General features: G+C 68.8%; 23 protein-coding genes and 3 pseudogenes. 7 read left to right on the top strand and 19 right to left on the bottom strand.

Translation table 11 applies throughout. The annotated features are described in order from the left end of the window. Positions 1-44: 44 nt before the first annotated feature. The 4 genes from ACIBK4_RS25260 to ACIBK4_RS25275 all read right to left on the bottom strand — a co-directional run bounded on the left by ACIBK4_RS25260 (position 45) and on the right by ACIBK4_RS25275 (position 3549). The gene (locus tag ACIBK4_RS25260) at positions 45-1148 is read right to left on the bottom strand and encodes an alcohol dehydrogenase catalytic domain-containing protein (protein ID WP_398997758.1); all 1104 of its coding nucleotides are present in this window, start codon (positions 1146-1148) and stop codon (positions 45-47) included. Beyond that, entirely contained in the window at positions 1148-2137 is a 990-nt protein-coding gene (locus ACIBK4_RS25265) for a hypothetical protein (RefSeq protein WP_398997760.1), read from the bottom strand. The genes ACIBK4_RS25260 and ACIBK4_RS25265 overlap by 1 nt, the downstream gene beginning before the upstream one ends. Before the next feature lie 96 nt (positions 2138-2233). Then, positions 2234-2977, bottom strand: a complete 744-nt coding sequence (locus ACIBK4_RS25270; RefSeq protein WP_398997762.1) for a hypothetical protein — start codon at positions 2975-2977, stop codon at positions 2234-2236. Positions 2978-3063: 86 nt separating this feature from the next. Further along, positions 3064-3549, bottom strand: a complete 486-nt coding sequence (locus ACIBK4_RS25275; RefSeq protein ID WP_398997764.1) for a fumarylacetoacetate hydrolase family protein — start codon at positions 3547-3549, stop codon at positions 3064-3066. A gap of 469 nt (positions 3550-4018) precedes the next feature. Between ACIBK4_RS25275 and ACIBK4_RS25280 the strand changes: the two genes are divergently transcribed. The 3 genes and pseudogenes from ACIBK4_RS25280 to ACIBK4_RS25290 all read left to right on the top strand — a co-directional run bounded on the left by ACIBK4_RS25280 (position 4019) and on the right by ACIBK4_RS25290 (position 5570). Beyond that, entirely contained in the window at positions 4019-4216 is a 198-nt protein-coding gene (locus ACIBK4_RS25280) for a hypothetical protein (RefSeq protein WP_398998273.1), read from the top strand. Then, positions 4201-4422 (top strand): annotated as a pseudogene (locus tag ACIBK4_RS25285) (FAD-dependent monooxygenase); the annotation flags it as partial. The gene ACIBK4_RS25280 and the pseudogene ACIBK4_RS25285, both read left to right, overlap by 16 nt. Before the next feature lie 44 nt (positions 4423-4466). Next, entirely contained in the window at positions 4467-5570 is a 1104-nt protein-coding gene (locus tag ACIBK4_RS25290) for an FAD-dependent monooxygenase (protein WP_398997766.1), read from the top strand. Between the two features lie 10 nt (positions 5571-5580). Here ACIBK4_RS25290 and ACIBK4_RS25295 read toward each other — a convergent pair whose 3' ends face one another. The 5 genes from ACIBK4_RS25295 to ACIBK4_RS25315 all read right to left on the bottom strand — a co-directional run bounded on the left by ACIBK4_RS25295 (position 5581) and on the right by ACIBK4_RS25315 (position 10592). Then, positions 5581-6165 carry a TetR/AcrR family transcriptional regulator gene (locus tag ACIBK4_RS25295; protein WP_398997768.1) on the bottom strand — a complete coding sequence of 195 codons (585 nt, stop codon included), beginning with the start codon at positions 6163-6165 and terminating at the stop codon, positions 5581-5583. A gap of 670 nt (positions 6166-6835) precedes the next feature. After that, positions 6836-7504 carry a response regulator gene (locus tag ACIBK4_RS25300; protein ID WP_398997770.1) on the bottom strand — a complete coding sequence of 223 codons (669 nt, stop codon included), beginning with the start codon at positions 7502-7504 and terminating at the stop codon, positions 6836-6838. Continuing rightward, on the bottom strand, positions 7501-8781 hold the full coding sequence (locus ACIBK4_RS25305; RefSeq protein ID WP_398997772.1) for a sensor histidine kinase: 1281 nt from the start codon (positions 8779-8781) through the stop codon (positions 7501-7503). The genes ACIBK4_RS25300 and ACIBK4_RS25305 overlap by 4 nt, the downstream gene beginning before the upstream one ends. Before the next feature lie 27 nt (positions 8782-8808). After that, positions 8809-9648 carry an ABC transporter permease gene (locus ACIBK4_RS25310; RefSeq protein WP_398997774.1) on the bottom strand — a complete coding sequence of 280 codons (840 nt, stop codon included), beginning with the start codon at positions 9646-9648 and terminating at the stop codon, positions 8809-8811. Continuing rightward, a complete protein-coding gene (locus ACIBK4_RS25315; protein WP_398997776.1) occupies positions 9645-10592 on the bottom strand; it encodes an ATP-binding cassette domain-containing protein in 948 nt (315 codons plus the stop codon). The genes ACIBK4_RS25310 and ACIBK4_RS25315 overlap by 4 nt, the downstream gene beginning before the upstream one ends. 447 nt (positions 10593-11039) lie before the next feature. Here ACIBK4_RS25315 and ACIBK4_RS25320 point away from each other — a divergent pair, with 447 nt between their 5' ends. Continuing rightward, positions 11040-11495, top strand: coding sequence for a MarR family winged helix-turn-helix transcriptional regulator (locus ACIBK4_RS25320; RefSeq protein WP_398997778.1), 456 nt, complete (start codon positions 11040-11042; stop codon positions 11493-11495). Positions 11496-11633: 138 nt separating this feature from the next. Here ACIBK4_RS25320 and ACIBK4_RS25325 read toward each other — a convergent pair whose 3' ends face one another. From ACIBK4_RS25325 to ACIBK4_RS25340, 4 genes are all read right to left on the bottom strand, one after another. Then, on the bottom strand, positions 11634-12902 hold the full coding sequence (locus tag ACIBK4_RS25325) for an XdhC family protein (protein ID WP_398997780.1): 1269 nt from the start codon (positions 12900-12902) through the stop codon (positions 11634-11636). Positions 12903-13024: 122 nt separating this feature from the next. After that, complete coding sequence (locus tag ACIBK4_RS25330) at positions 13025-15211, bottom strand: xanthine dehydrogenase family protein molybdopterin-binding subunit (RefSeq protein WP_398997782.1); 2187 nt, start codon at positions 15209-15211, stop codon at positions 13025-13027. Further along, positions 15208-16188: an FAD binding domain-containing protein gene (locus tag ACIBK4_RS25335; RefSeq protein WP_398997784.1), complete on the bottom strand. Its 981-nt coding sequence runs from the start codon at positions 16186-16188 to the stop codon at positions 15208-15210. Before ACIBK4_RS25335 ends, ACIBK4_RS25330 begins: the two co-directional genes overlap by 4 nt. Positions 16189-16193: 5 nt before the next feature. Continuing rightward, positions 16194-16841: a (2Fe-2S)-binding protein gene (locus ACIBK4_RS25340; RefSeq protein ID WP_398997786.1), complete on the bottom strand. Its 648-nt coding sequence runs from the start codon at positions 16839-16841 to the stop codon at positions 16194-16196. A gap of 641 nt (positions 16842-17482) precedes the next feature. On the opposite strand from ACIBK4_RS25340, the gene ACIBK4_RS25345 reads away from it, so the two are divergent. Together ACIBK4_RS25345 and ACIBK4_RS25350 are read left to right on the top strand one after the other, a co-directional pair. Further along, positions 17483-17686: a hypothetical protein gene (locus tag ACIBK4_RS25345; protein ID WP_398997788.1), complete on the top strand. Its 204-nt coding sequence runs from the start codon at positions 17483-17485 to the stop codon at positions 17684-17686. 152 nt (positions 17687-17838) lie between these two features. After that, positions 17839-18153, top strand: a complete 315-nt coding sequence (locus tag ACIBK4_RS25350; protein ID WP_398997790.1) for a hypothetical protein — start codon at positions 17839-17841, stop codon at positions 18151-18153. Positions 18154-18295: 142 nt separating this feature from the next. On the opposite strand, the gene ACIBK4_RS25355 is transcribed toward ACIBK4_RS25350, so the two are convergent. From ACIBK4_RS25355 to ACIBK4_RS25365, 3 genes and pseudogenes are all read right to left on the bottom strand, one after another. Next, entirely contained in the window at positions 18296-18469 is a 174-nt protein-coding gene (locus ACIBK4_RS25355; protein WP_398997792.1) for a transposase, read from the bottom strand. A gap of 27 nt (positions 18470-18496) precedes the next feature. After that, a pseudogene (locus ACIBK4_RS25360) lies at positions 18497-19423 on the bottom strand (transposase); the annotation flags it as partial. Then, a pseudogene (locus ACIBK4_RS25365) lies at positions 19395-19457 on the bottom strand (hypothetical protein); the annotation flags it as partial. The pseudogenes ACIBK4_RS25365 and ACIBK4_RS25360, both read right to left, overlap by 29 nt. Before the next feature lie 455 nt (positions 19458-19912). Here ACIBK4_RS25365 and ACIBK4_RS25370 point away from each other — a divergent pair. After that, complete coding sequence (locus ACIBK4_RS25370; protein ID WP_398998275.1) at positions 19913-21931, top strand: serine/threonine-protein kinase; 2019 nt, start codon at positions 19913-19915, stop codon at positions 21929-21931. Between the two features lie 195 nt (positions 21932-22126). On the opposite strand, the gene ACIBK4_RS25375 is transcribed toward ACIBK4_RS25370, so the two are convergent. From ACIBK4_RS25375 to ACIBK4_RS25385, 3 genes are all read right to left on the bottom strand, one after another. Next, positions 22127-22354: a LacI family transcriptional regulator gene (locus ACIBK4_RS25375; protein ID WP_398997794.1), complete on the bottom strand. Its 228-nt coding sequence runs from the start codon at positions 22352-22354 to the stop codon at positions 22127-22129. Between the two features lie 112 nt (positions 22355-22466). After that, positions 22467-22739 carry a hypothetical protein gene (locus tag ACIBK4_RS25380; RefSeq protein WP_398997796.1) on the bottom strand — a complete coding sequence of 91 codons (273 nt, stop codon included), beginning with the start codon at positions 22737-22739 and terminating at the stop codon, positions 22467-22469. A gap of 426 nt (positions 22740-23165) precedes the next feature. Continuing rightward, positions 23166-23492: a hypothetical protein gene (locus tag ACIBK4_RS25385; protein ID WP_398997798.1), complete on the bottom strand. Its 327-nt coding sequence runs from the start codon at positions 23490-23492 to the stop codon at positions 23166-23168. Between the last annotated feature and the right edge of the window lie 84 nt (positions 23493-23576).

Here is a 23576-nt window from a genome sequence, read left to right on the forward strand (position 1 = left end):
TTGTGAGGTGACTCCGCGGAGCCGTGACGTGCTGGTGCGTCGGGTCAGGGATTGATCACGGTCATCCACATGGGGTCGTCGACCCGTTGCTGTATCGCGTCCATGGCCTCGAGCGCTTCGGTGAGCGGGAACCGGTGGGTGATGAGTTCGTCTGCCGTGAGGGCGCCCGTCGCCAGCAGACGCAGGACCTCCGTTGCGTCCTGGCGGGTGTAAGCGCGCGTGGAGACGAAGCGCCAGCAGTGCATCATCAGAGCGATGGGGGGCAGCGCCAGCGGGGTGGAGTTGCCGCCCATGTGCACGAGTGTGCCGCCGGTGGCCATGCCAGCCATGGTCTGGCCGAGGGCGGGGCCCTCCGGGATGAAGTCGATGACGGCATGGGCTCCCTCGGGGGCCAGCTCACGCAGCCGATGGGTCAGAGTGCCGTCGGTCGACCAGTTCTCGGGGAGTTCGTCGAGCGCGACGACGCCGACCGGTACGCCGCCGGCGAGCGCGGCGACGCGATGGAGACGGTCGGTGTCGCGGCCGACGAGGATCAGACGGGCGACGCCGAAGTGCTCCGCGAGTTTGACCGTCGCGGTTCCCATGGTGCCGGTCGCGGCGGTGACCACGATGGTGGCCCGTTCCGGAAGGTCGGCGCACTTGAGTGCGCGCACGGCGTTGGCCAGATCCTGGACCTTGGCCGCGACGTCGAAGCCGACGGAATCCGGCAGGGAATCGATCAGCCAGTGCGGGACACGGACGTACTCCGCGAGTCCGCCGTCGTGGTACTGCTCGTACAGGGGCATAGGCGCATCGCCGAAGGCGGCGTGGCCGAGCATGGCCTGCTGGGCGCACATCATGTCCCGGTCGGTAAGGCAGTAGTCGCACTCGCGGCAGTTCAGCAGCGGGTGCACCCGCACCCTGTCACCGACCGCGTGGCCCGTGACGTCGCGGCCGACGGCGGAGATGACGCCTGCGGCCTCGTGGCCCAGGGTGGTGGGCAGATGCTTGAGCGCCCCCATGCGCAGCAGGCGCATGATGCCCGGCGCCAGGCCGGCAGAGGCGACCTTCACGACCACGTCGAGCGGGCCGGGCTCGGGAACGGGCACCTCCTCCAGGACAGGCGCTTCGGCACCCTGGTGCGCTCGCAGGGCAAGCATCGTGGCCATCAGCGGACCTCCACGGTGAGGCTCGATAGCCGTTCGGCGGTATGGGCGTCCGCCGTACGCGTGGTCTCGGCGACCTGGGGCAGTTCCTGGTGCGAGAGGAGACTGACGTAGTCTCCGGGCTCGTTCACGACGCTGGTGTGGGAGATGCCCAGTGGGATGCGCACGAAGTCGCCCGGCTCAAGGTCGACGACGCCCCGCTGGGTGATCAGCGTGCGGTGGCCGTGGGCCTGGTACTGGATCTCGTCGGCGTCGAGGGTGCGCCGGTAGCGGCGCTCTCCGCCCGGGACGGTGGTGACCATGCCGAGGCGGATGCGATCGGTCGAGTACAGCCATGTGACGTCCTGACCGGGATCGGCCCGCAGCACCGCCATCCGCCGGTCCTCCTGGTGCACCTGCTCAAGCAGGAGCTGTTCGTCGACCCCGAAGACGGTGATGTCGTGGCCGAGCGCGGCCATGCACTGAGTGATCGCCTCGTTGGCCTTGCCGGGCTGCCAGCCGGGGAACGGCGGGAACACGGCCCCGGACTCCCGCTGAGCCGGCGCCAGCTCGGTGACCGGTGCGGGAATGTAGAACAGCAAATGGCTGTCCTCACGACCGTAGTTGTCGTGAGCGACGCCGCGCGGGATACGGGAGAACTCACCGGACTGGAACTCGATCACGCCAAGCTCGGACATCAGCGTCCGCTCGCCGCCGATCTGGTACGAGATCTCGTCGACGTCGCAATTGCGGTGGTAGAACGGCTGCCGGCCGTCGAGTTTCTGCCACTCGACGCGGATCTCGTCGTTCTCGTAGACGCCGCGCGGCGGGGCGAACGCTTCCGGCTCGTAGTACTGCGGGTAGTGCACCACGGTCAGCGGCGGGTGCTCCCCCCACAGCTTGACGGGCACTTTCGGGGGATGCGGCGGCGAGAGAAGCAGGTGCTCGTCGCGCACGATACTGCGCAACGGATGGTCGGAGCCCAAGACCAAGACGTCTTCAACGACACTCACCGGGACCTCCTTGTCCTTGGGAAAATGAGTGGATCGACTCGGGTGACGGAGCGGGAATGCGCGCCGCAACCTGTTGCCTGAAGGCAGTGGTAGTGGTCACCTCTTTCGGCCCCAGTACATCTCGATGCCCTTCCATTCCATCAGCTGAGGACTGTCGACCTTGTCCCCGAACGCCTCGCGGATCTGCTCTCCGGAGTAATAGGGGATGTCGTCCGCGGGGACGTGCCCGAAGAGTTTGTCGAACCACTGCCTGAGGTGGACGTCGGAGTCGATACGGGAGTAGAACGTCGCTCCCTTCAGGACCGCTTCGGCCAGCACGATGCGCCGGCCGGGCTTCATCACCCGCAGCAGGTCCGCGGCCGTCTCGTGCCAGTCGTCACAGTGCTGTGTCGCCTGCAGCACGGCGACACAGTCGTATGCCTCGTCGTCCACCGAATCCGTGTACGACCAGCGCCAGCAGCCAACCTGGCCGTTCCGGCCGGGGACCTTGCCCAGGACGGCGTTTCGTCCGTCCTTGATGATCTCCACCGTGTCGATGACGCCCTCCGGTCCCACCAGGGCCCGCATGTCCTCAACCCACCCGGCGGGAGCGATGCCCTCACCGATAAGCAGAACCCGGTCTCCGGCACGGAGTTCGAGGAGACCGTAGACGATCTCGGAGATCGGCCGGGCCAGCTCCTGCCAGATGTACGGCAAGCCACCGGCGATGGCCATGGCCATTTCCCACTTCACCCGCTGCTCGATGTCGTGGACCTCCGGACCGAAACGCTCCTCGTCCCACGGCTGGATGTACCCCCACGGGTCTCCGCCACCGAAGCTGTTCTTGGCTTCTGCACTCATGTCGTCATGTCCTCCGTACATTGCCGGAATCTGTGGTGAGGGCGCCGTTCCTCCGGCTGGAACGCCGCCCCGACGCGCCCTGTCGATCAGGCGCAGATGCGGACGACGGCGCCGACCTCTTCGATCTCGGTACACACCTCGGTGCATGACCGCAGGAGGAGTCCCCGCCTGTGGCCGACGCCGGCCGGGGTTCCGGTGCTGATCACGTCACCGGGTTCAAGGGTCGTCTGCCGAGACAGATAGGAGACCAGCGCTGGAACAGGGTGGATGAGCTGCGAGGTGCGTGCGTCCTGGCGTGGGTGGTTCGGGTGGGTGAATTCGTCCAGGGTGACCAGGGGCGAGCCCCTGGGGGTGAAGGTGTCGAAGCTCTTGGCCGCGGTGACATTGGCCGCTCGGCCGGGGAAACGGCCCTTCTGCACGTCACCGGCGCAGAAGGGGCCGTGCCCGAGGGCGTGGGTGCAGAAGGCGGCCATGTCGTCGTAGCGCACGGTCTTGAGCACCTGCTCCGAGAACTGCAGCGCGACAGCTTGTGACCCGCTGGCCCCTGTCCCGGTCTGAGGGGTCGTCGTCATCGCGAGGGCCTCCTTGCCCGTCAATCTGTGAGGCGCAACGGCCTTGAGGTACGGCGCGTGATGCGCCACTGGACGCGGTCCAGGACGTAAGCACCATCGGGCTGCCACTTGTCGGCAGTCACGTGGACGGTCTGCCGTCTGCTAACAGGTCGATCCCGGCAGCGATCCGGCCTCTGTCCATGTCGTGGTGGTATCCGACAATCAGAGCCAAACAGTGGCTCCCGGCATCGCCGTGATCAGCGGGAGTCACCATGACGCTCCCTGCCTCTTGAACCGAGGACGAGCGTAGCACTGCACACGATCGGTCAATAGTCTTGCATTTTCCCAGGTCTTCCATACAACGACATGCGCGTGTAATTCTGACCCTGGTTCAAGAGACGGGATCATGAGCGGTCCGACCCTTGCTCAGGAAGGCAGAACTTCAATGTCTGACCAGCACGAGAGAGCCGCATCCCGGCGTGTCCTGGTCATGGGAGCAGGGCCTGTGGGCCTCGCCCTCGCGACCGCGTTCGGGTGGCGTGGTATACCGGTCACCGTGATCGATCAGGGCGACGGCCAGGCGCCCTTTCCAGCAGGTGAAGCGATCCCACCTCGGCCACGGGGCGCGTCCTCACCGACTTCGGTTTCGGGGTCAGCAACCGGTCTTCGGGCGTGTACAGCTCGCTGACCCCGGAGGGTCCCGCGTTCCTGTCCAAGTTCTCCTTCGTGCCGTTGCTCGCACGCACAGCCAGTGAACTGCCAGGAGTCGAGATCAGGTACGGCACCTGCCTGGAGACGATGGAGCAGGACTCCGACGGTGTGGCCCTGGTGCGAGACGTGGCGAGCGGCGCCACCGAGACGCTGGCCGGCACGTGCCTGGTGGCCTGCGACGGAGGCCACCAGGTATCTGTCGGGCGTTCGGCATCGAGTTCGAGGGCATGTTCGCGCAGGGGCACAACTTCGCTGTGCACTTCCGTGCGCCGCAGCTGCTGGACCTGCTGCGGGAGAATCTGGGTGGCCCCGCGGTGCAGATCCACACCTTGTCGTCGGCGCTCAGGCCGTACATCACGATCGTCAACGGCGTGGACGAGTGGCGGCTCTCGGTCTACCTGGACGAGGAGCCCGGCCTCGACGACGCAGTGGCCTGGATATACGAGGCCGTCGGTGCTCCGATCGACGTGGAGATTCTCGCAGCACAGCCCTGGAGCGGACACCGCGTCGTGGCCCGCACCTACCGTGAGGGGCGGGTGCTCCTCGCGGGCGACGCGGCACATCTGCTGTGGCCCAAGGGGGGATTCGGCGCCAACACCGGGATCGGTGACGCCGTGGACCTCGGCTGGAAGCTCGCCGCGACACTCCAGGGCTGGGGAGGCCCGGCGCTCCTGGACAGCTACGAAAAGGAGCGGCGGCCGATCGCCGTCCGCAACGTCACGGAAGCCTTCAGCAACTGGAAGGCCGATGCGCAGCTCGTCCCTGATCCAGTGCTCGAACGCATGGACGCTGAAGGCGATCGGCTCCGACGTGAGACGGGCGAGGAGATCCGCCGGTCCCGGGCCAAGGAGTTCCGCTGCACAGGAGTCCAGCTCGGATACCGCTACAGCGGCTCCCCGGTCTGCGTACCGGACGGCACCCCGGAGCCACCCGACGAGCCGGACGACTACATCCCGTCCACCTGGCCCGGCTGCCGGGCACCGCACGCCTGGATGCCCGACGGCAGTTCGGTGCTCGACCACTTCGGCCGCGGGTTCACGCTCGTGGTCTCGGGTTCCGCGGCCCCGACGCCTCTGGTGAAGGCCGACCGCCGACGTGATGTGCCGTTGACGGTGCTGCGCCTCGCCGACCCGGCTGCCAAGGAGCTGTACGAGCGGCCGCTGGTGCTCGTCCGCCCGGACGGTCACGTCGGCTGGCGGGGCAGGCAGGCTCCCGCGGATCCCGCCGCCGTGCTCGACATGCTGCGCGGAGCGACGCTTCCGCCCCGGAACGCGGAAGAGGCCGGCGCGGGGAGGGCGGTGTCAGCGGGAGTCGGGCCTCACCTCGTCTGAGGTACTGCGTTCAGCGCTTCCGCCCCTTGGCCGCTGAACTCCTGGCCACGACCGACTCCAACAGAAACCGGATCATCTCGTGGGCCGGTCTGTTCCAGTCATTGGGCACGTGCGCCCCTTCGAAGACGGCGACCGCGACATCACGGACGAGCTCGGCATCGATGCCAGGGGAGTCGTCGAGGCCGCGCTCGGCCATGAACTCGTCGACCAGTCCGACGATCCAATTCAGGAAGGTGTTGTGGGCCTCCCGAACTGCCTCCGAATGGGGAAGCCGGTCGTGCATGGCCTGGTGCAGTGGCCGGGAGTAGCGCATGTCTGACAGCCCGCGCACCAGGCGGCTCAGTGGGTCGGCACCGGCCTGCTCCTCGTTCAGGATGCGGATCTCGCGACTGAGCATGCGGTTGATGACGGCGGCGAAGATGTGGTCCTTGGAGTCGAAGTACCAATAGACGTTGCCCCGGGCCACGCCGGCGGCGGCACTGATGTCCGCCATCGTCGTCTTGTCGTAGCCCTTCGCCAGGAAGAGCTCGGTGGCCGCGGCTAGCAGATCACCCGTGCGCTCCTCCCGGGGGATCTGCTGGCGGTTCCGCGGCATCCCGACTCCTCCCGTGAGTTCACCCCGTCTCCCGTGAGTGTAGACACCCGGCAGGCCGCCCCTGAGCGGGAGGAAGGAGTGCTGTGCCCACCGGGCCCCGGCGAGGAGTCCCTGGAAATCCTTCGCCGCGGAAGTGGTGGCACGTTCCACGCACTGCGACGGCGGACATCAGCGCGGCAGCAGGGGTCGCCCGACACAATGTCCACGGGTACTACTCGTCGCGGTGATGGACTCGCCGCATCGGGCGTCGTACGAGCGACTCGACCACTCGTCGGCCGTACGGGAGGCCCGCGAACGGTTCCTGCACCGGATGTGGTCGAGTTCGGTGGCGGCGCGGCCCTTGCCAGCCAGGATGCGCAGGCCTGGCCGATGGGATGCCAGGTGCGGGTCATCGTCGATCCTGAAGTCGTCAGGCCCCCGGACACTGGCAGACCGCACCGCCGGCCAGGTCGGAGCATTTGACGGTCTCTCGCGAGTGGGCGTATGGAGGTGTCCGCCGTCAAGGTCGGATGGCCCGATTGACCAAGCCCGGCGCGGTCGGTAGACGCTTTGTTGCAGGCAGGCCGCTTGGGGGGACCTCTGCCTCCGCCTGAGAACCCCGCATTCGGACCTACTCGTCGGCGCCCGGTTCCCAGGCCGACGGCGTTCCTCCAGGCCGCCGCTCGTCGGTTCAGTCCGCGGTGGGCCGGGCGAGGCCGTGGTCGTAGGCGAAGATCACGGCCTGGATGCGGTCGCGGGCTCCGATCTTGGCCAGGACACGGCCGACATGTGTCTTGACCGTGGACTCGGACAGCACGAACCGCGTGGCGATCTCCCTGTTGGTCCAGCCTTTGCCGACGGCCACGAGGATTTCGCGTTCACGGTCGGTCAGGGAGGTGAGCCTCGGGTCTTCGGCCGAGTCGGTTCTGTGGGAGGGGACGTACTGGGCGTATTCCTCAAGGAGGCGGCGGGTGAGCGCGGGCGCGATGACCGCGTCGCCGACGGCGACCGCGCGGATCCCGGCGAGGAGTTCCTCGGGACGCGCGTCCTTGAGCAGGAACCCGCTCGCGCCGGCCCGCAGGGCGGCGTGGACGTACTCGTCGAGGTCGAACGTCGTGAGCACGAGTACGTGTGAGCGGCCGCCGGCGGCGACGATGCGGCGGGTGGCCTCGATGCCGTCCATGCCGGGCATGCGGACGTCCATCAGGACGACGTCCGGGCGGAGTTCGGCGGCCTTGCGGACGGCCTCGGCTCCATGGGCGGCCTCACCGACGACGTCGGTCTCGGGGACGGAGTCCAGGAGCAGGTGGAAGCCGTAGCGTTGCAGCGGCTGGTCGTCCACGATGAGCACGGTGGTCATCGGTCACCGCCGCTTCCCGGCGTGAGGTCGAGGACGGCCTCGACGCTCCATCCCCCGCCGGCCGTCGGTCCCGCGCTGACGTCGCCGCCGTACAAGGCCGCTCTCTCCCGCATGCCCACCAGGCCATGTCCTTCCTCGTTCGGCGGTCCGGGCGTGTCCGGGCCGGTGTCCTGGACCCGAACGGTCAGCCGACTGTCCTCGACGAGGATCGCCAGGTGTACCCGGGTGTCGGGTGCGGCGTGCTTCAGGGTGTTGGTGAGGGCTTCCTGAACGATGCGGTACACCGTCAACTGCACCCCGCTGTCCAGGGCGTCGACGTCGCCGGAGGTCCGGTAGACGACCTCCAGTCCTGCAGTGCGCACCGTGGCACACAAGGCGCCGAGGTCCAGGATGCCGGGCTGCGGGCTGAGCTCGGGCCCACCGGTTGGACCGCCACCGGCCTCGCGCAGCACGCCGAGCACACGCCGCAGTTCACTGAGGGCTTGTCGGCCGGTGTCGCCGATGAGCAGCAGGGCCTCCTTGCCTCGCGCGGGTTGGATATCCGTGGCGTAGGCGCCTGCGTCAGCAAGCGTGATGATGACGGACAGGTTGTGGCCGACGATGTCGTGCATCTCGCGGGCGACACGGGTGCGTTCGGTGGCCGTGGCCAGCCTGCTGCGCTGGTCGCGCTCGATCTCCAACTGGGCGGCCCTCTCGCGCAGTCCGGCGAGCTGGGCGCGGCGGATCCGGACCATCATGCCGAGCGCCAGGGCCGCGGTCGCCGTGCTCAGCAGGAAGAACAGTGCGTCCCAGACGGACACGGCCGAGGACGCTCGGACCGCGACCAGTGCCATGGCGAACGCCATGGCCGCACAGGCGCACGGCAGCTGCCGCAGCCGCCCGTGCAGGGCCAGGCTGTACAGCGCGACGAAGAGGGCGATGTCCGCGCGCAGCGCGGCGCCCAGGGACCACTGCAGGACGAACACCGCGGCGATGACGCCGAAGGCCACCGCGGGCTTGCGCCGCCGCCACAGCAGCGGCAGTACCAGGCCCGCCTGCAGGACCAGCATGCCCGCGACGGGAAGGTGGGTGAAAGCGAGCCGAAACCGGCGCGGGCTGTCTCCGTCGTCCGCGCCGCCGTGGATCAGGTCAGGCAGGCAGAACATCAGGAAGACGAGGACGACGACCGCGGTGTCCAGCACCCAAGGATGGGCCCGATCGGTCTGCCGCAGCCGCTGGGCGCCCCGGGACAGTCGGGCGATCAGCGGTCCCATCCCGCTGATGTCATCGGTGGTCACGGACGTCACCTGTTCATGGTGCGGATGTCAGACGTCACTGCGTACGAGCCGGTACGCCGCGCCGCCCAGCACCGCCATCGTCCAGCAGAGGAACACCAGAAGTCCCGCGCCCGGCGACAGGGTCGTGGAGTCGTGAGTCAGGGCGAACATCGCCTCACCCGCGTTAGACGGCAGGTAGGGGCTGATGTCGTTCTGCCAGGAGCTCGGCAGTAGTGAGATCAGTCCGGGGATCAGCATCAGGGAAGCCACCAGGACCGAGATCCCGCCGGCCACCGACCGCAGCAGTGCGCCAAGGGCTGCGCCGATCACCCCGACCAGGCCGAGGTACAACCCTGCGCCCAGCAGACTCCGCAGGACACCTGCGTCGGAGAAGCTCATGGCCGCGGGCGTGCCCGAGACGATGCCGCTCCCGATCAGGAAGGTGACGAACGCACCCAGCGTCCCCACCGCCAGGGCGACCAGCCCGAACACGGCAGCCTTGGACCACAGCACGGGCAGTCGGCGGGGCACCGCCGCGAGCGTCGAGCGGATCATGCCGGTCGAGTACTCCCCCGCCGTGACCAGCACGCCGAGCACGCCCAGGGCCAGCTGGGCGAAGTTCGTGCCGAACAGGGACAGGCTGACGGTCGTCGAATCGGCGAAGTCCGAATCCAGGTTGCCGGAGTCGATCCCCGACTTGTAGCGGCTCGCGGCGATGAGGCCGAAGGCCACCAGGAACAGGAGGCCGAGGCCCAGGGTGATCCAGGTCGAGCGCAGGGACCACAGCTTGGCCCACTCGGAGGCCAGCACGCGCCGTCCGGTTACCCGGTAGACGGGTCGGGCGGGGGTACTGCGCGGTTTCTCGGCGGTTGCGGTGAGGGTGCTCACGCGGGCCTCCCGGCGGCCTCGATGGTCTCGATCCCGGTCGTGGTGCCGTGGTACTCCACTGCATCCCTGGTCAGGTCCATGAACGCCTCCTCCAGTGACACGGTTCGCGCGCTCAGCTCGAACAGCGCGATCCCGTGTTCGGCGGCCTTTAGTCCGATCTCGCGGGCGGTCAGCCCGGTCACCTGGAGTTCCTCGGAGCCGATCCGGCCGGTGACGTCGACGCCCGGTCCGGCCATCACGTCCCGCAGCCGCGCCGGTTCCTGGGTCGTCACCTTCACGGTGTCGCCGCCCGCCTCGCGGATCAGGTCCGCCACGGTCGTGTCGGCCAGCAGCCGGCCGCGCCCCACGATGATCAGGTGGTCCGCCACCAGGGCCATCTCGCTCATCAGGTGCGAGGACACGAACACCGTCCGGCCCTCGTCGGCGAGCCCCTTGAGCAGGTTGCGGATCCAGAGCACGCCTTCCGGGTCCAGCCCGTTGACCGGCTCGTCCAGCATCACCGTCTGCGGGTCCCCCAGCAGCGCCGCCGCGATGCCGAGCCGCTGGCCCATCCCGAGAGAAAAGGCGCCGGCCCGCTTCTTCGCCACACTGTCCAGTCCGGCGAGGCCGATGACCTCGTCGACCCGGCTGCCCGGAATGCCATGGGTCAGCGCGAGTGCCTTGAGGTGGTTGTACGCCGAACGGCCCGGATGGATCGACTTCGCCTCCAGAAGCGCGCCGACCTCCTGGAGCGGCGCCTGGTGGCGGGCGTAGGGGTGGCCGTTCACCGTGACGGAGCCGCTCGACGGTGCGTCCAGGCCGACGATCATGCGCATGGTCGTGGACTTTCCCGCGCCATTGGGCCCCAGGAAGCCGGTCACCGTGCCCGGCTTCACGACGAAGTCCAGCTCGTCGACAGCCGTCTTCTCGCCGTATTTCTTGGTCAACTGCCGTGCATCGATCATGCGCGTTCTTTCTCTCGGGGTCCGGCGTCCGTCCCTTCGACGCCGCACCGGCAACGCTAGGTGCCGAATCACCACGGTCCAGTGGTACCGGGAGGCTGAGCTGCGCCGTACTCGTCGTACCGCGGTACTACGCACCCACCTGCGGTGCTTTCCGTGTTCGTGGGCTCCGCAGTGGTCGGCGCAGGCATCCGGCCACCGCGGAGCGCGACCCACCCACGCCGCACCGTCAGCCCATAGGTTCCGCACGAGCGCTGCCCGACCAAGTGACCGATGCGGTTCGCGAGGTCTCGGCCCACGGTCCCGTCGATCGAGCGTCCCCCAAGCAATGGCCTCCCAGGTGGCCCGTGGGGAGGACTGACACCATGTGGCCCGCTCAAATCAAGAGTAATTCACATGCTTGATGGAAATAAAGTACTTGACAAGCACCAGGTGCCGTATTCTCACCGGGTGACAAAGGATGATGAACGGTCGATCCCTGCCGAGCACCTGACCCGGGTGACCTGGGCTCTGCGGCGGGCGGAGTGGGCCGTGCAGGCCCGGAAAGACCAACGGCTGCGACCGCTGGGCATCGCGGCCGCGCAGTACACCCTGCTGATCTCCGTCCACTCCGATCCCGGCCTGACCGGCGCGGAGCTGGCCCGCCGCCTGAACGTCACTCCGCAAGCAGTGGCCTCCCAGGTGGCCCGTCTGGAGGAGCGGGGTCAACTGGAACGGCGACCGCACCCGCGCCACCGCCACGTGCAGGAGTTGCACCTCACCGACGCCGGCCGCGACTCCCTGCGGGATGCCGAGGCCGTGATGGTGGACATCGAAGGGCGGATCGCCGAGAAGCTCGGTGCGAAGAAGGCCGCACAGCTGAGGGCACTGCTGGACGAGGTGGCCGACGTGGTCCGGGAGGCGTGAGACGGAGGGCTTGCCGACCCCTGCTCCCCTGGAGATCGGCGTGGCTTCACGGGTGGTAGGTGCCTCGTGAGTCGCCTGTCGGCCGGCGGTCATGCGGCGCATTCCCATACCGCCATCGCCGGGCGGGCCGGTGCACCGCTACGCGGCGGGAGCGTCGTCGGCCGCGTCCACCCCGGTGCGTGACCGACCGCTGACCACTCGGTGCACCCGGGGCCCTGCGGCTGCCGGAAGCGCTTGTGCGGAGGTTACGGCGCCGTCACCAGGCCGGGCGGAGGCTGCGCGGGGAACGTGTATGGGGCCGGTGCCGTGTGAAAGCGGCCGTCCCGTGCCGCGGTTGGTGTGAGCGATGATCTCCGACGTGATGGAGATCGCTGTCTCCTCGGGCGTAAGGGCTCCGATGTCCAGGCCGATCGGTGAGTGCAGACGCGCCAGTTGGTCCTGGGAGACGCCGGCTTCCCTGAGCAGGTCGATGCGACGCTCGTGGGTGCGTCGCGAGCCCATGGCGCCGACGTAGCCGACGGGCAGCGTCAGTGCCAGACACAGCAGGGGGATGTCGAACTTGGCGTCGTGGGTGAGGACGCAGACGGCGGTGCGCGCGTCGGTCTCCGTGGCCGCGAGGTAGCGGTGGGGCCAGTCGGTGACGACCTCGTCGGCGTGCGGGAAGCGGGCCGGGGTGGCGAAGACCGGGCGGGCGTCGCAGACGGTCACCCGGTAGCCGAGGAAGCTCCCCGCCCCGCTGAGAGCGGCGGCGAAGTCGACGGCGCCGAAGATCAACATACGGGGGCGGGAAGCGTGCACGTGGACGAGGACGGTGAGCTTGCGCGGGCAGTTGCCGTCGTCCGGGTTCCCTTCTCCCTCACCGGCACCGACCTCGATCGAGGCGGTACGGCCCGCCCGCAGGAGCGCACGCGCGTGCGCCAGGACCGCCCGGTCCTCGCTCTCGACCCCAAGTGTGCCGTCGTGGACGCCCTCGGCGGGGATGTGGAGCATACGGCCGACAAGTTCACCGGGACCGTCGACGACGTGGGCGACTGCCGACGGACGCCCCGCGATCACGGCATCGAGGGCGACGGCGAGATGCTGTTGGGCGCCGGGCTCCACGCGCTGTACCAGGACACCGATCTCCCCGCCGCAGGTCAGCCCGGCGGCGAAGGCATCCGAGTCGGAGTATCCGAAGGCAGCGCGTGCGGGGGCAGCGCGGTCTGCCAGCACTTGACGGGCCAGTTCGTACACCGCTGCTTCGACGCAGCCGCCGGAGACGCCACCGACCGCGTTGCCGTCGGCGTCCACCGCCAGTGCGGTGCCGACCGGCAGAGGTGCGCTGCCTCTGACGTCGATGACGGTGGCGAGGGCGAACGGCCGGCCCTCGTGGCACCAGTCGTGCAGTGTGTCCGTGATGTTCAGCATGGGGGGCTTTCCGTGAGGTGTGGGTTAACGGGCCGTCGCCGCGCCCGAGGGGAGAACACCGCGACGACGGCCCTGGTACCCGGGTAGCCGCATGTTGTGGGGTACACCGGCCGCCCGGGGGCTCAGAGCAGTGCTTCCGCGGTGATGGGCAGTTCGCGGATGCGGCGGCCAGTGGCGTTGAACACCGCGTTGGCGATGGCGGGCGCCACTCCGACGATGACGACCTCACCGAGTCCTTTGACGCCGATGGGGTCGGCTTCGTAGTCCTGCCCGTCGATGAAGATCGCCTTCAGGTCGGGCATGTCGGCGTGGGTCGGCACGAGGTAGTCGGCGAGGTTGGCGTTGACGATCCGGCCATCGCGGTGATCGGTGACCGTGTGCTCGAGGAGGGCTTGCCCGATCCCGCCGGTCATGGCTCCGATGGCCTGGCTGTCGGCGAGTCTCGGGTTGACGATCCGGGCGGCGTCGTACACGCCGAGCATGCGCCGAACCCGTACCAGGCCGAGGCGGGCGTCGACGGCCACCTCGGCGAAGATCGCGGCATAGGCGTAGAGGGAGAACTTCTCCGGACCCGACGGCCCGGCGTACGAGCCGAGTACTTCGAGATGGGTGAGGTCGTTGCGGGCCAGGAGCCGCTGGTACGTCTCCCCGCGGGCGGGCTCGTCCTTCGCGTACAACCGACCGCCGCGTACGACGATGTCGGCGGCGTCGACGCCGTGCAGCGGTGATCCCGCGTCGTCGACCGCGAGCGTGATGGCCTGCCTGCGCAGCTTGTCGCAGCCGGCCTGGACGGCGGATCCGACGCTGGCCATGGTCTGCGAACCGGCGTGGACGGGGGCCGGCGGCATGAGGGAGTCACCGAGCCGGAAGGTCACCTGGCGCATCGTCAGGCCGAGGGCGTCGGCGGCGACCTGGGACATGGACGTGGCCGTGCCCGGGCCCATGTCACTGGTCGCGGACTGCACAAGGGCAGTGCCGTCGGCGTCGAGCCGGACCGAGGCCTGGGCCTCGCTGCGCATGGTGTCGTAGACACCGGCGGCCATGCCCATCCCGATGAGCCAGTCACCGTCACGCGTCGAGCGCGGCTCGGTCTTGCGCCGGTGCCACCCGAATTCACGGGCGCCCGCGCGATAGCACTCGCGCAGATGGCGGGTGGAGAACGGCAGTCCGCTGGACTCGTCGTCGGCCGGTTCGTTGCGCAGCCGCAGCTCGATCGGGTCGAGGTCCAGCTCGTGGGCGAGTTCGTCCATGGCCGACTCGACGGGGTAGGCGCCGCTGGCGTAGCCGGGGCCACGCATGAACCACGGCGTGCTCACGTCCAGCGGGACGTGGTCGTAGGCCTGGCGGACGTTGGGTGTGCTGTAGAGCATCCGGCCCGGAACGAGAACGCTTTCGCTGTACGTCTCGTAGCGGGAGGACTCGGCGCGGACGTCGTGCGTCGACGCGGTCAGGCGGCCCCCTCGGTCGGCGCCCAGTCGCAGTCCGTACTCGTATGCGGGCCGGTATCCCACGGTGAAGTACATCTGCCTGCGGGTGAGGACGAGTTTCACGGGGCGTTGCACTTCGCGTGCGGCCATGGCCGCGATGACGGAGTGCACCCAGGCGCGTGCGGCATTGCCGAAGGCGCCGCCGACGAACGGCGAGATGACGCGGATGTGGTCCGGCGGGATGCCGAACTCGCCGGACAAGGTGAACACGGTGCCCTGCACGTACTGGGTCTTCTCCCAGACGGTCAGCCGGTCGCCGTCCCAGTGGGCGACGATGCCGGCCGGTTCCATCGGGTTGTGGTGATTGCGGGCCGTCCGGTACGTCGACTCCAGCCGGACAGGGGCGGAGTCCAGGGCCCGGTCGGCGTCGCCGCGTGCATAGGTCTGGGTTTCGCCGGCGGCGTCGGCGACGCTGATGTCGGTCGAGGAGTTCTCCGCGTCGTAGGAGACCTTCACCAGGCTCGCGGCGTGCTGAGCGGTCTCCAGTGTGGTCGCCACCGCGACCGCGACGGGCTGTCCGAAGAACTGGACCCGGTCGTCCTGAAAGGCACGCAGCGGTTTGCCCGGTGGGAACCGCCCTTCCACTGGCGGCAGCTTGGGCGCGTTGAGGTGGCTGATCACCTTCAGGACGCCGGGCTGGGCTTCGGCCGCGCGGGTGTCGATGCCGGTGACCCGGCCCCGACCGACGCTGCTTTCCACGATGACCGCGTGCACGACCCCGTCGGGACTGTTGTCGGCGGCGTACTTCGCTCCCCCGGTCACCCTCAACCGTGCGTCGACCCGGGGCACAGCTGCACCGACGGCTGCCTGCGGCTGGCTCACTTGGTGCCTCCTACGGTGCGCAGCTGGCGTTCGACGGCACGTTTGAGCAGCTCGGCCTTGAAGCCGTTGCGGGTGAGGGGGCGCGCCCCCTCGGCCGCGTGCTCGGCAGCCTCCGCCCACAGCCGGTCGGAGGGGCGTTCGCCGATGAGGTGGCGCTCGACGGCGGGCAGTTTCCAGGGCACGGTGCCCACGCCGCCGGCGGCGACCTTCGCCTCTCGGATGACGCCGCCGCTGATGTGCAGCGCGACCGCGGCCGACGTGAGCGCGAACTCGTAGGACTGGCGGTCGCGCACTTTCAGGTAGCCGGACTTCAGTGGGCGCGGAAGGGCGGGGATCTCCACAGCGGTGATCAACTCGCCCTTGCGCAGGGCCTGTTCGCGGTTCGGGGTGCTGCCCGGCCGCAGCAGGAAGTCGGCGAAGGCGATACGCCGTTCCCCGTCCTGGCCCAGCACGTGCACCGTCGCCTCCAGCGCCGCGAAGGCCACGGCGACGTCGGAGGGATGGGTGGCCACGCAGTGATCGGAGGTGCCGAGGATCGCGTGGCTGCGGTTGTAGCCGTGCAGCGCGCCGCACCCGGAGCCGGGCTCACGCTTGTTGCAGGCGGCAGTCACGTCCCGGAAGTAGGTGCACCGGGTGCGCTGCATGATGTTGCCGCCGATGGTCGCCATGTTCCGCAGCTGGGCCGACGCGCTCAACTCCAGCGCCTCGGAGATGACGGGGTACAGGACACGCACCTTCGGGTGGGCGGCCGCCTCGGCCATGCGGACCAGAGCGCCGATGCGCAGGCCCCCGCGCCCGGTGACAGTGACCTCGCGCAGCGGCAGGGAGCTGATGTCGACCAGCACGCCGGGGCGCTCCACGGTCTCCCGCATCAAGTCGACGAGCGTGGTGCCGCCGGCGAGGTAACGCCCGCCACGCCAACCGGCGCTGAGGGCCTCACGCGTGTCCGCAGCCTTGGCGTAGGTGAAGGGATGCATGGCGATCAGCCCTTCCGGCCGGCGGCGGCCTGCTCGACCGCGCGCTCGATCTTCACGTAGCAGCCGCAGCGGCAGAGGTTGCCGCTCATCCACTCCCGGATCTCCGCCCTGGAGCCGGTGTGACCCTCCTGGATGCATCCGACGCCCGAAACGATCTGGCCCGACGTGCAGAAGCCGCACTGGAAGGCGTCCTGATCGATGAACGCCTGCTGCAGTGGGTGAAGTTGATCGCCCTTCGCCAGGCCCTCGATCGTGGTGACCTCGGCGCCCTCCAGGCGCACCACCAGCGTCAGACAGGAGTTGACCCGGCGGCCGTCGACCAGGACCGTACAGGCGCCGCAGGCACCGGCGTTGCAGCCCTTCTTCGAGCCGGTCAGGTCGAGATGCTCGCGCAGGAGGTCCAGCAGCGAGGTGCGGTTGTCGATCGTGACGGTGTGCCGGACGCCGTTGACAGCCAAGGAGACACGGCTGCCGGGCGGCACCTCGTCGGCCACGGCTTCCTCGGCGGCGAGCGCGGGCGGCCCCGCGACCAGGCCGCCCACCACAGCGACTCCTCCTGCGGCGGTGGTCGTGGCGATGAAGGTACGCCGGGTGGGCGCGGGCGGGGGCCCGACGGAGGAAGTCTCTGCTTCGGCGGGAAGTTCGGTGGACATGTCCACTCTCCCTCGATGGGGTGCGGGTGGCGGGTGGGGGGCATGTTGGTGGTCGAGCCGTCCGCGAAGTTGTGCCATGAGTGTTGCTCCGGCGGGCTGTCGTTCCCTCAGGACGGCAGGACAAGAGTGGCGCCGGGTCCGGCGCGACGTTCGCCCCGTCAACAGGAACATTGGGAGGAGGCCGCGGTCGGCGGCCAAGGGCACGGCGCAGGCGACACCGCCGACCGAGGAGTCACCAGTGATCAAGGCCAGGTTTCTGGACACATGCCAAGCATTAACCTCCTGATCCACATCAAACAAGCGTGGATGCATCAACCACCTTTATAACTCCATGAGTGGATGACGGACGACCATGTCCGGGATGGGAGTCGCTCAGACGAGGACACAGGGCGGCGCCTCCCGCTTCGCGGCCCTTGCCGGGCCTACGAGCGCCGGCAACTCGCCCGCCAGGACGGACACGTCGACACCGTCCAGGGCCCAGGTGGGCCGCAGGATTTCTTCCGACCGGCACACACCAGGACGGCGGCGGTGGTCGTATGGAACGCCTTCATCGGGCGGAATCGACGGTGATGACGGCGCACAGGACGAGGCACAGCCCGGCGAGCGCCGCCAGGGCTCATTCGAGAGCGGTGAGAATCTGCATGCCGTCGACGATCCCGCCGGACATACGCGCCCGCTCTCGGCCGCCAGGCCGGTCCGAGGCGGCCGACATCGGCCTGCAGGCCACCCCGCTGCCCGGCCGTACCTACGTACGCCTTTGCGGCGTGGAACCTGACACTCCGCTCTCCCCGGCCGTCCGGCACGCCATCACGGTCCCCCGCTGCGCCGGCCTGGCCCTGACGTGACTGTTCGACCTGGCGCCCCATTACGACCCGCAGGACCGCTGGTCGAACTGGCTGCCCCTGGTTTCCGGACCCCTCGCCGCTGCACTGCCCCTTCCCACGCGCCGGCCGGGTCCCGAATGGCGGGCCGGCGCCGCCGCGCTGGGCTCCTTTCCTTGGCCCTGACCCTGAGCCTGGCTGCGTATGCCCCGCTCACCAGCGGTTTGTGGGACCTGCTGGAAACGGTCGCCCCACTCGTGTCGATTCCCCGGACCGCGCGACGGGCGGAGCGCCCGGCCACCGCCGTGACGCTGTCGGCGGCGCTGGACCCACCCAGATCACGCCACTCCGGAGTCCGCACCACGCAGATCCAACGGCGGCACGGCATCCGGATTGAGCTCGGCAAGCACGCGGAGCAGCAAGGAATGAATTGCCGCCTGCTCGACAGGGGCGAGGACCGCGAGCGCCTCCGTGTCCAGTCGCTCCACTAGTAGGGCTTGGTCATGTTGGTGTGAGGTCTGGCATGTCGCGGTGACAGGTGGGGCAGGCGCCGGTCCAGATCACGAGGAGTAACTGCAGCTTGCGAACGACTTGGTAGAGGCTCAGACCGGGCCGTCTCTTTTGGGGATCGGCTCAGTCGCGCTGCAGTGTGCAGAAGGCGTGGGCGACCGAGACAAGGGTGACGTGGTGGTGCCAGCCTGGCCGGGTTCGGCCTTCGAAGTGGGCCAGGCCCAGGGTCTGTTTCATCTCGCGGTAGTCGTTCTCGATGCGCCAGCGAAGCTTCGCGGTGCGCACGAGGACGGGCAACGGGGTGTTCTCGGGCAGGTTGGAGAGTTAGAACTGCACGGGCTCGGCCTCGGTGGCGGGCCATTCGGCCAGCAGCGAGCGCACCGGCAGTTCGGCGCCGGGGGTGGCTTTGCGGATCTCGCGTCCGGCGGGCCGGATCCGCAGGGCCACGAAGTGCGAGTACATGCGCTTGTGCCCGCTGAGGCCGCTGCCCGGCCGCGATCCCTCCCTCCACTGCACCGGCCATGCGGAAGATTTGTCGGCCGCGATGACCAGGCTCTTCACCCTCTGTGCCGGATCGGGGTAGGCCGGAACCGGCCGTCGGCCCCGGCCGGGGTAGGGCGGGGTGCACGGCTGTGCGTCCTCGGGTTGCGCGGTGGTCGTGGTCGAGATGCCCACCACGTAGTCGAGACCGCGTTCTTCCAGGCCGAGCCGGAGGCAGCGGTGTTCCCGTAGCCGCCGTCGGCGATGACCTGGGGCACCTCGATGCCCCAGGAGCGCGTCTCGTCGATCATGTCGAGGGCCAGCTGCCACTTCTCGGCATGGCCCACCAGGGCAGGGATGGCGCACCTGTCACGGCGGACCACTTTGACCGGATCGGCCTTCGGAGAGTCGGGATCCCAGCTCTCGGGCAGGAACAGACGCGGCACCGTTGGAAGCCAGGTGCAGCGAGACCCCGGCCTGGTAGTTGGCAACCTTGCCCGCGGTGCCGGTGTACTGCCGGGTCACGCACGCGGACGCGTCACCGTCCTTGAGGAACCCGGTGTCATCGATGATCAGCGCGGTGGGCTTGACGACCGGCTGCATACGCCAGGCCAAACTGGCCCGAACATGTGCCGCATCCCACGGGCTGGACGTGACGAAGTGGGCCAAGGCCTGCCGGTTCCCGTCTTCGCCCAGGCGGTGCGGCCATCGGCTCCACCGACTTGCGCCCGCCGTCCAGCAGCAGGCGCCGCAGATACTCCTCGCCCCACCGTCGCTGATCTGCCCGCGCGAACGGCTCGAACATCTCCGCCGCAAAGTCCTCCAGGTCACACCGGACCGCAGCCAACTCCCCACCCAGCACACCCGATCAACGACACGACCGATCAAGGAGACACGCCATCATGGGCCGCAGCTGACCAAGCCCTACTAGCCACTGAACCCGCACGGGACGGTGACTACGCTCCCGCAACCCCTTCTACGTCAGCTGCTCACGAGCCCAACATGGCCCGGCCGTGGTCTTCCTCGAAGATCTACCCGAGGACGCAGAAGTCACCGCGCAACTGGTTCTCCTCGGGCACGATCCATCCGTAGCCACCACAAGCAGGCCTCTACTTGCTGATGCGCCCGGCAGATAGCATCCAGCCTCACACGCCTTCCCCACACTGACCGATCGGACAATCTGTGAGCGCTGCTGGTCCCGGTGGGCGGATCCAGCCCTCCCTCCCCGGTGATCCCTCCCGTGTCGGCCCCTATTGTGTGGTGGGCCGACTCGGTGCGGGCGGGATGGGAACCGTGTACGCCGCAGTTGGTGACGGCGGGGAACGGGTCGCCGTGAAGGTGATCCATCCCGTGCAGGCCAGCGATCCGGAGTTCCGGGCCCGCTTCCGCCGTGAGGTACGCCTCTCCGCACGGGTGCAGGGACCGTTCCTGCTGCCGCTCCTCGCGGCGGACCCCAATGCCGGCGCACCCTGGCTGGCCACCGCCTATGCCCCGGGCCCCACCCTGGCGCAGTACCTGGCCACCCATGGACCACTGGCCGACGGCCTGCTGTACGCGTTCGCCGCCGGCACCGCGCAGGCCATCGCCGCGATCCACGCGGCCGGTGTCGTGCACCGGGATGTCAAACCGCAGAACGTGCTGCTGACACCGGACGGCCCTCGCGTACTGGACTTCGGCATCGCGCATGCCGCCGACGGCACCAGCGTCACCCGCACCGGCGTACTGACCGGCACTCCGGGCTGGATCAGCCCTGAGCACTACCGCAGCGGTGTCACCGCGGCGGAGGGTGACCTGTTCGCCTGGGGCGGGCTCGTGGCGTACGCGGCCACCGGCCGCCTGCCCTTCGGCACCGGTGCGCCCGAAGCAGTGGCCTACCGCGTCATGTCCGGCCCACCGGACCTGGACGGCATCCCCGAGGCGCTGAAGGAACTCCTAGAACGGGCCTTGGCCAAGGAACCCGCCGAACGACCGGCCGCAGCCGAGGCGGTGGACCGTTGCGTGCAGCTCCTGTCCGACGAGTGCACGCAGGTACTCGATGGCCACCGAGCGGTGGAGGCGGGCAACGACCCGACGCAGATCGGGGATTTGGTGACGGCGCAGTGGTCCGTGCCCACTGTGGACGACCCGTCCTGGCCCGACTCCGTTTCCGGACCGCAGAGTTCCTTCCGACGGCGGACCATGGTCGCCGTCCTGGTAACGGCAATCGTGGGCGGCGCGAGCGTGGGCGGCGCGCTCGCCTTCCGCCACGACGACTCTCAGACCTCCGCTTCTGCCGGGAGCAGTGTCACGACGGACGCGAAGGACGCCGTAGGCAGCAAAGCCTCCGGTGCCGCGACCGACGGAACGTCCCCTGCCGGAGCGGGAGTTACCGGTCAGGCAGCAGCCGACCCGCGCACGATCCCGGTTCCCGCCGATCCACTGGCAGGCGTGGCGGCTCCCGCCTTTACTCGCGCCAACGACGAGACCCAGCCCGTCCCCGGTGAGTGGAGCGGGAGCCAGAACGCCGCCGACACGGCGGAACAGGAGACCGCGACCGCCATCCGTGACCAGGTGACGGCCATGCTCGCCACGAAGGGCATGGCCTTCATGACACCCACGGTGACGTTCAACCGGCAGGCCCAGACCGTCATCGTGACCGGCGGCCCGATCTCGACGCTGACCGACGACTACAAGGAAGTCTTCCGCCGGGCGGGCCAAATGGCCTCCTGTATCACCCTGGCCCACCGTCTCAAGGACGCACCGACCGCCTGGCCGTACGGCCGCTTCTCCGTCTATTGGAAGGACTACGACGGCCAGGACGAGGCCACCATCCTCGGCTTCGGCAATGCCACCGACGGCTGCTACACCGAAGAGGCCGGACAGCCCCAGGGCACGGACGAAGGCATCGTCACCGCCGAGGTCCCCAGCAGCGACAAAGACGAGATCAGCATCGCCAACGGCACGGTGAAAGCGATCACAGCCGCCTGGAACACGCGCGTCGCCGAGGGCCACGGCCTGGAACCCTTCGATCACGACAACGCCATCACCCTCGGCTTCGACCCCGTCGAGAGAATGATGTACGTGTGGGCCCAGGACGGCTCAGATGCCCTTGCCGGGCGGGCCCAGCAATCCCACTTCGAGGACGTCGTCACCAAGACCGCCTGTCCGAGGCTGCTGGCCGAGTACAACGCCAACAAGCACTGGAACTACACCCACTGGACCATCGCCGCCTACCAGGGCAACAGCGCACAACCCCAACTCTTCACCTCCGGCGACTGCCTCCCGAAAGCCCACTCCTGACTCCCTCATCGGTGTATGCCGCGCGCCACAAGGATGGCTGCGACCTCACGCTCGCCATTCCCCGAAGCCCGAGAGGCCTGGCTCTTCGCTACCGGATCCAGGACCCGAAGGTCTGAGCATGGCGCGCCACCCCCGAGTTGGCGGAATCACCGAAGGAGCCAGCAGGTCGGCCGCCCGAACGGCCGACCATCACCGTCACCTCGACCGACACGGAAACGTGGTCGAGTCGCGCACCACCAACCGGGAGCCGACACGGATGAGCCGACCGGCACCCTCCTCACCGGGATCGCCGTGGTCGGGACGGCTGTCGGTGCGGCGCAGCAGCTGCTCAGCCGCTAGCGCCCCGAGGTCGCGCGCACCGTTGTCGACGACAGTGATCGGCGGGTGCCAGTACGGGAACCAGGGCACCTCCTCGTGGCACACGAGGGAGAGCTACTCCGGCACCTGCACCCCGAGCTGCACCAGGGCACCGAGCACCACGAACGTCGCTTCATGGCTTGCGCTCTACAGCGCGTGGGTCTGTTGTCCACGCCCATCAGCCGCATGGCCGCTCTGCGCCGAACAGCACGGTGAACGGACCTCGCGCACAGAGGGCGGAATCGAGTTCGAACCCCGGCGGTGGCCAGGGCTGCGGCGAACCCCGCGTAGCGGTCGCGTCCGGAGTCGACGCCGGCGTGCCGCCGATGAAGGCGTTGTTCCGGTGCCCGAGGTAGAGCAGATGACGGACGGCCAGTTCGGCACCGTCCCGGTCGGCGGCCATCACGGAGTTCCCGGGGGCGCCGACGAGGGTGCGCATCAGGATGACCAAGCGGATCTGCTCCCCGCATCCGCGGGGTCGGTCCCCAGCCCGGCCCACCGAACACGGTCGCCCCGCCCTGCTCTACGCACCCACAGGGATCGTCCCAATGCCGGGGACATCCGACGCGCCGAGGCTCAGATCCTCTGTCTGTGCTGGAAGTCCTCCACCCACCAAGATCCGGACCAGGAGCGGACCAACTCCACCTCCCGTCAGGAAAATTCACGCATTTCTGCAGCTCAGAAGCCTTTGGACTCGTGTACCACCAGCAGACCAAGAATCTCCTCGTGTCGTACTCGCCGAAGAAGCTGGGCTTCTTCTAGGACCGCAGCAAGGGTGCCTGACGTGGGAAAGCTCCCGTCGGGCACCCTTCGTGGTGGCCGCTCAGGCGACGAGGCGAAATATCTCCCTAAACCAGATCCCGGAGAAGGAGACATTTCATTCGGTGGATTCCGAGTCGGCGGTTGATACGACGAGAGCGAGCCGATGCAGGCGCTGGTAGTAGCGGCGATCCTCTGATTCGTTGAGCAGCGGCAGGATTTGATCCAGATCCGCGATGCAGCCGCGGAGGATTCCTAGGCGCTTCGCGTCGAGAGATCCACCGTTGTCCAACCAGGTCGACACGCACCCGGCGATGTGAGCGTCGAGCAGGACCATGTCGGTGCCTGCCAGTTCGGCACCGCGGAGCGCGGCGGGGTACGGTGCGCGCAGGTGCTCCTGCCACAAGCAGGCAACGGCGGCCTCAGGCTCGGTGGTTCTCTTCATGTGATTCATCATCGTGCAGGGCTCCTACCGGCGGGCAGTCTGCGGCATCCTGCCGACCAGGCAATGGACCGCTCAACTACCCGG

It is taken from the genome of Streptomyces sp. NPDC050528 (genome assembly GCF_044457795.1).
Lineage (GTDB): Bacteria > Actinomycetota > Actinomycetes > Streptomycetales > Streptomycetaceae > Streptomyces.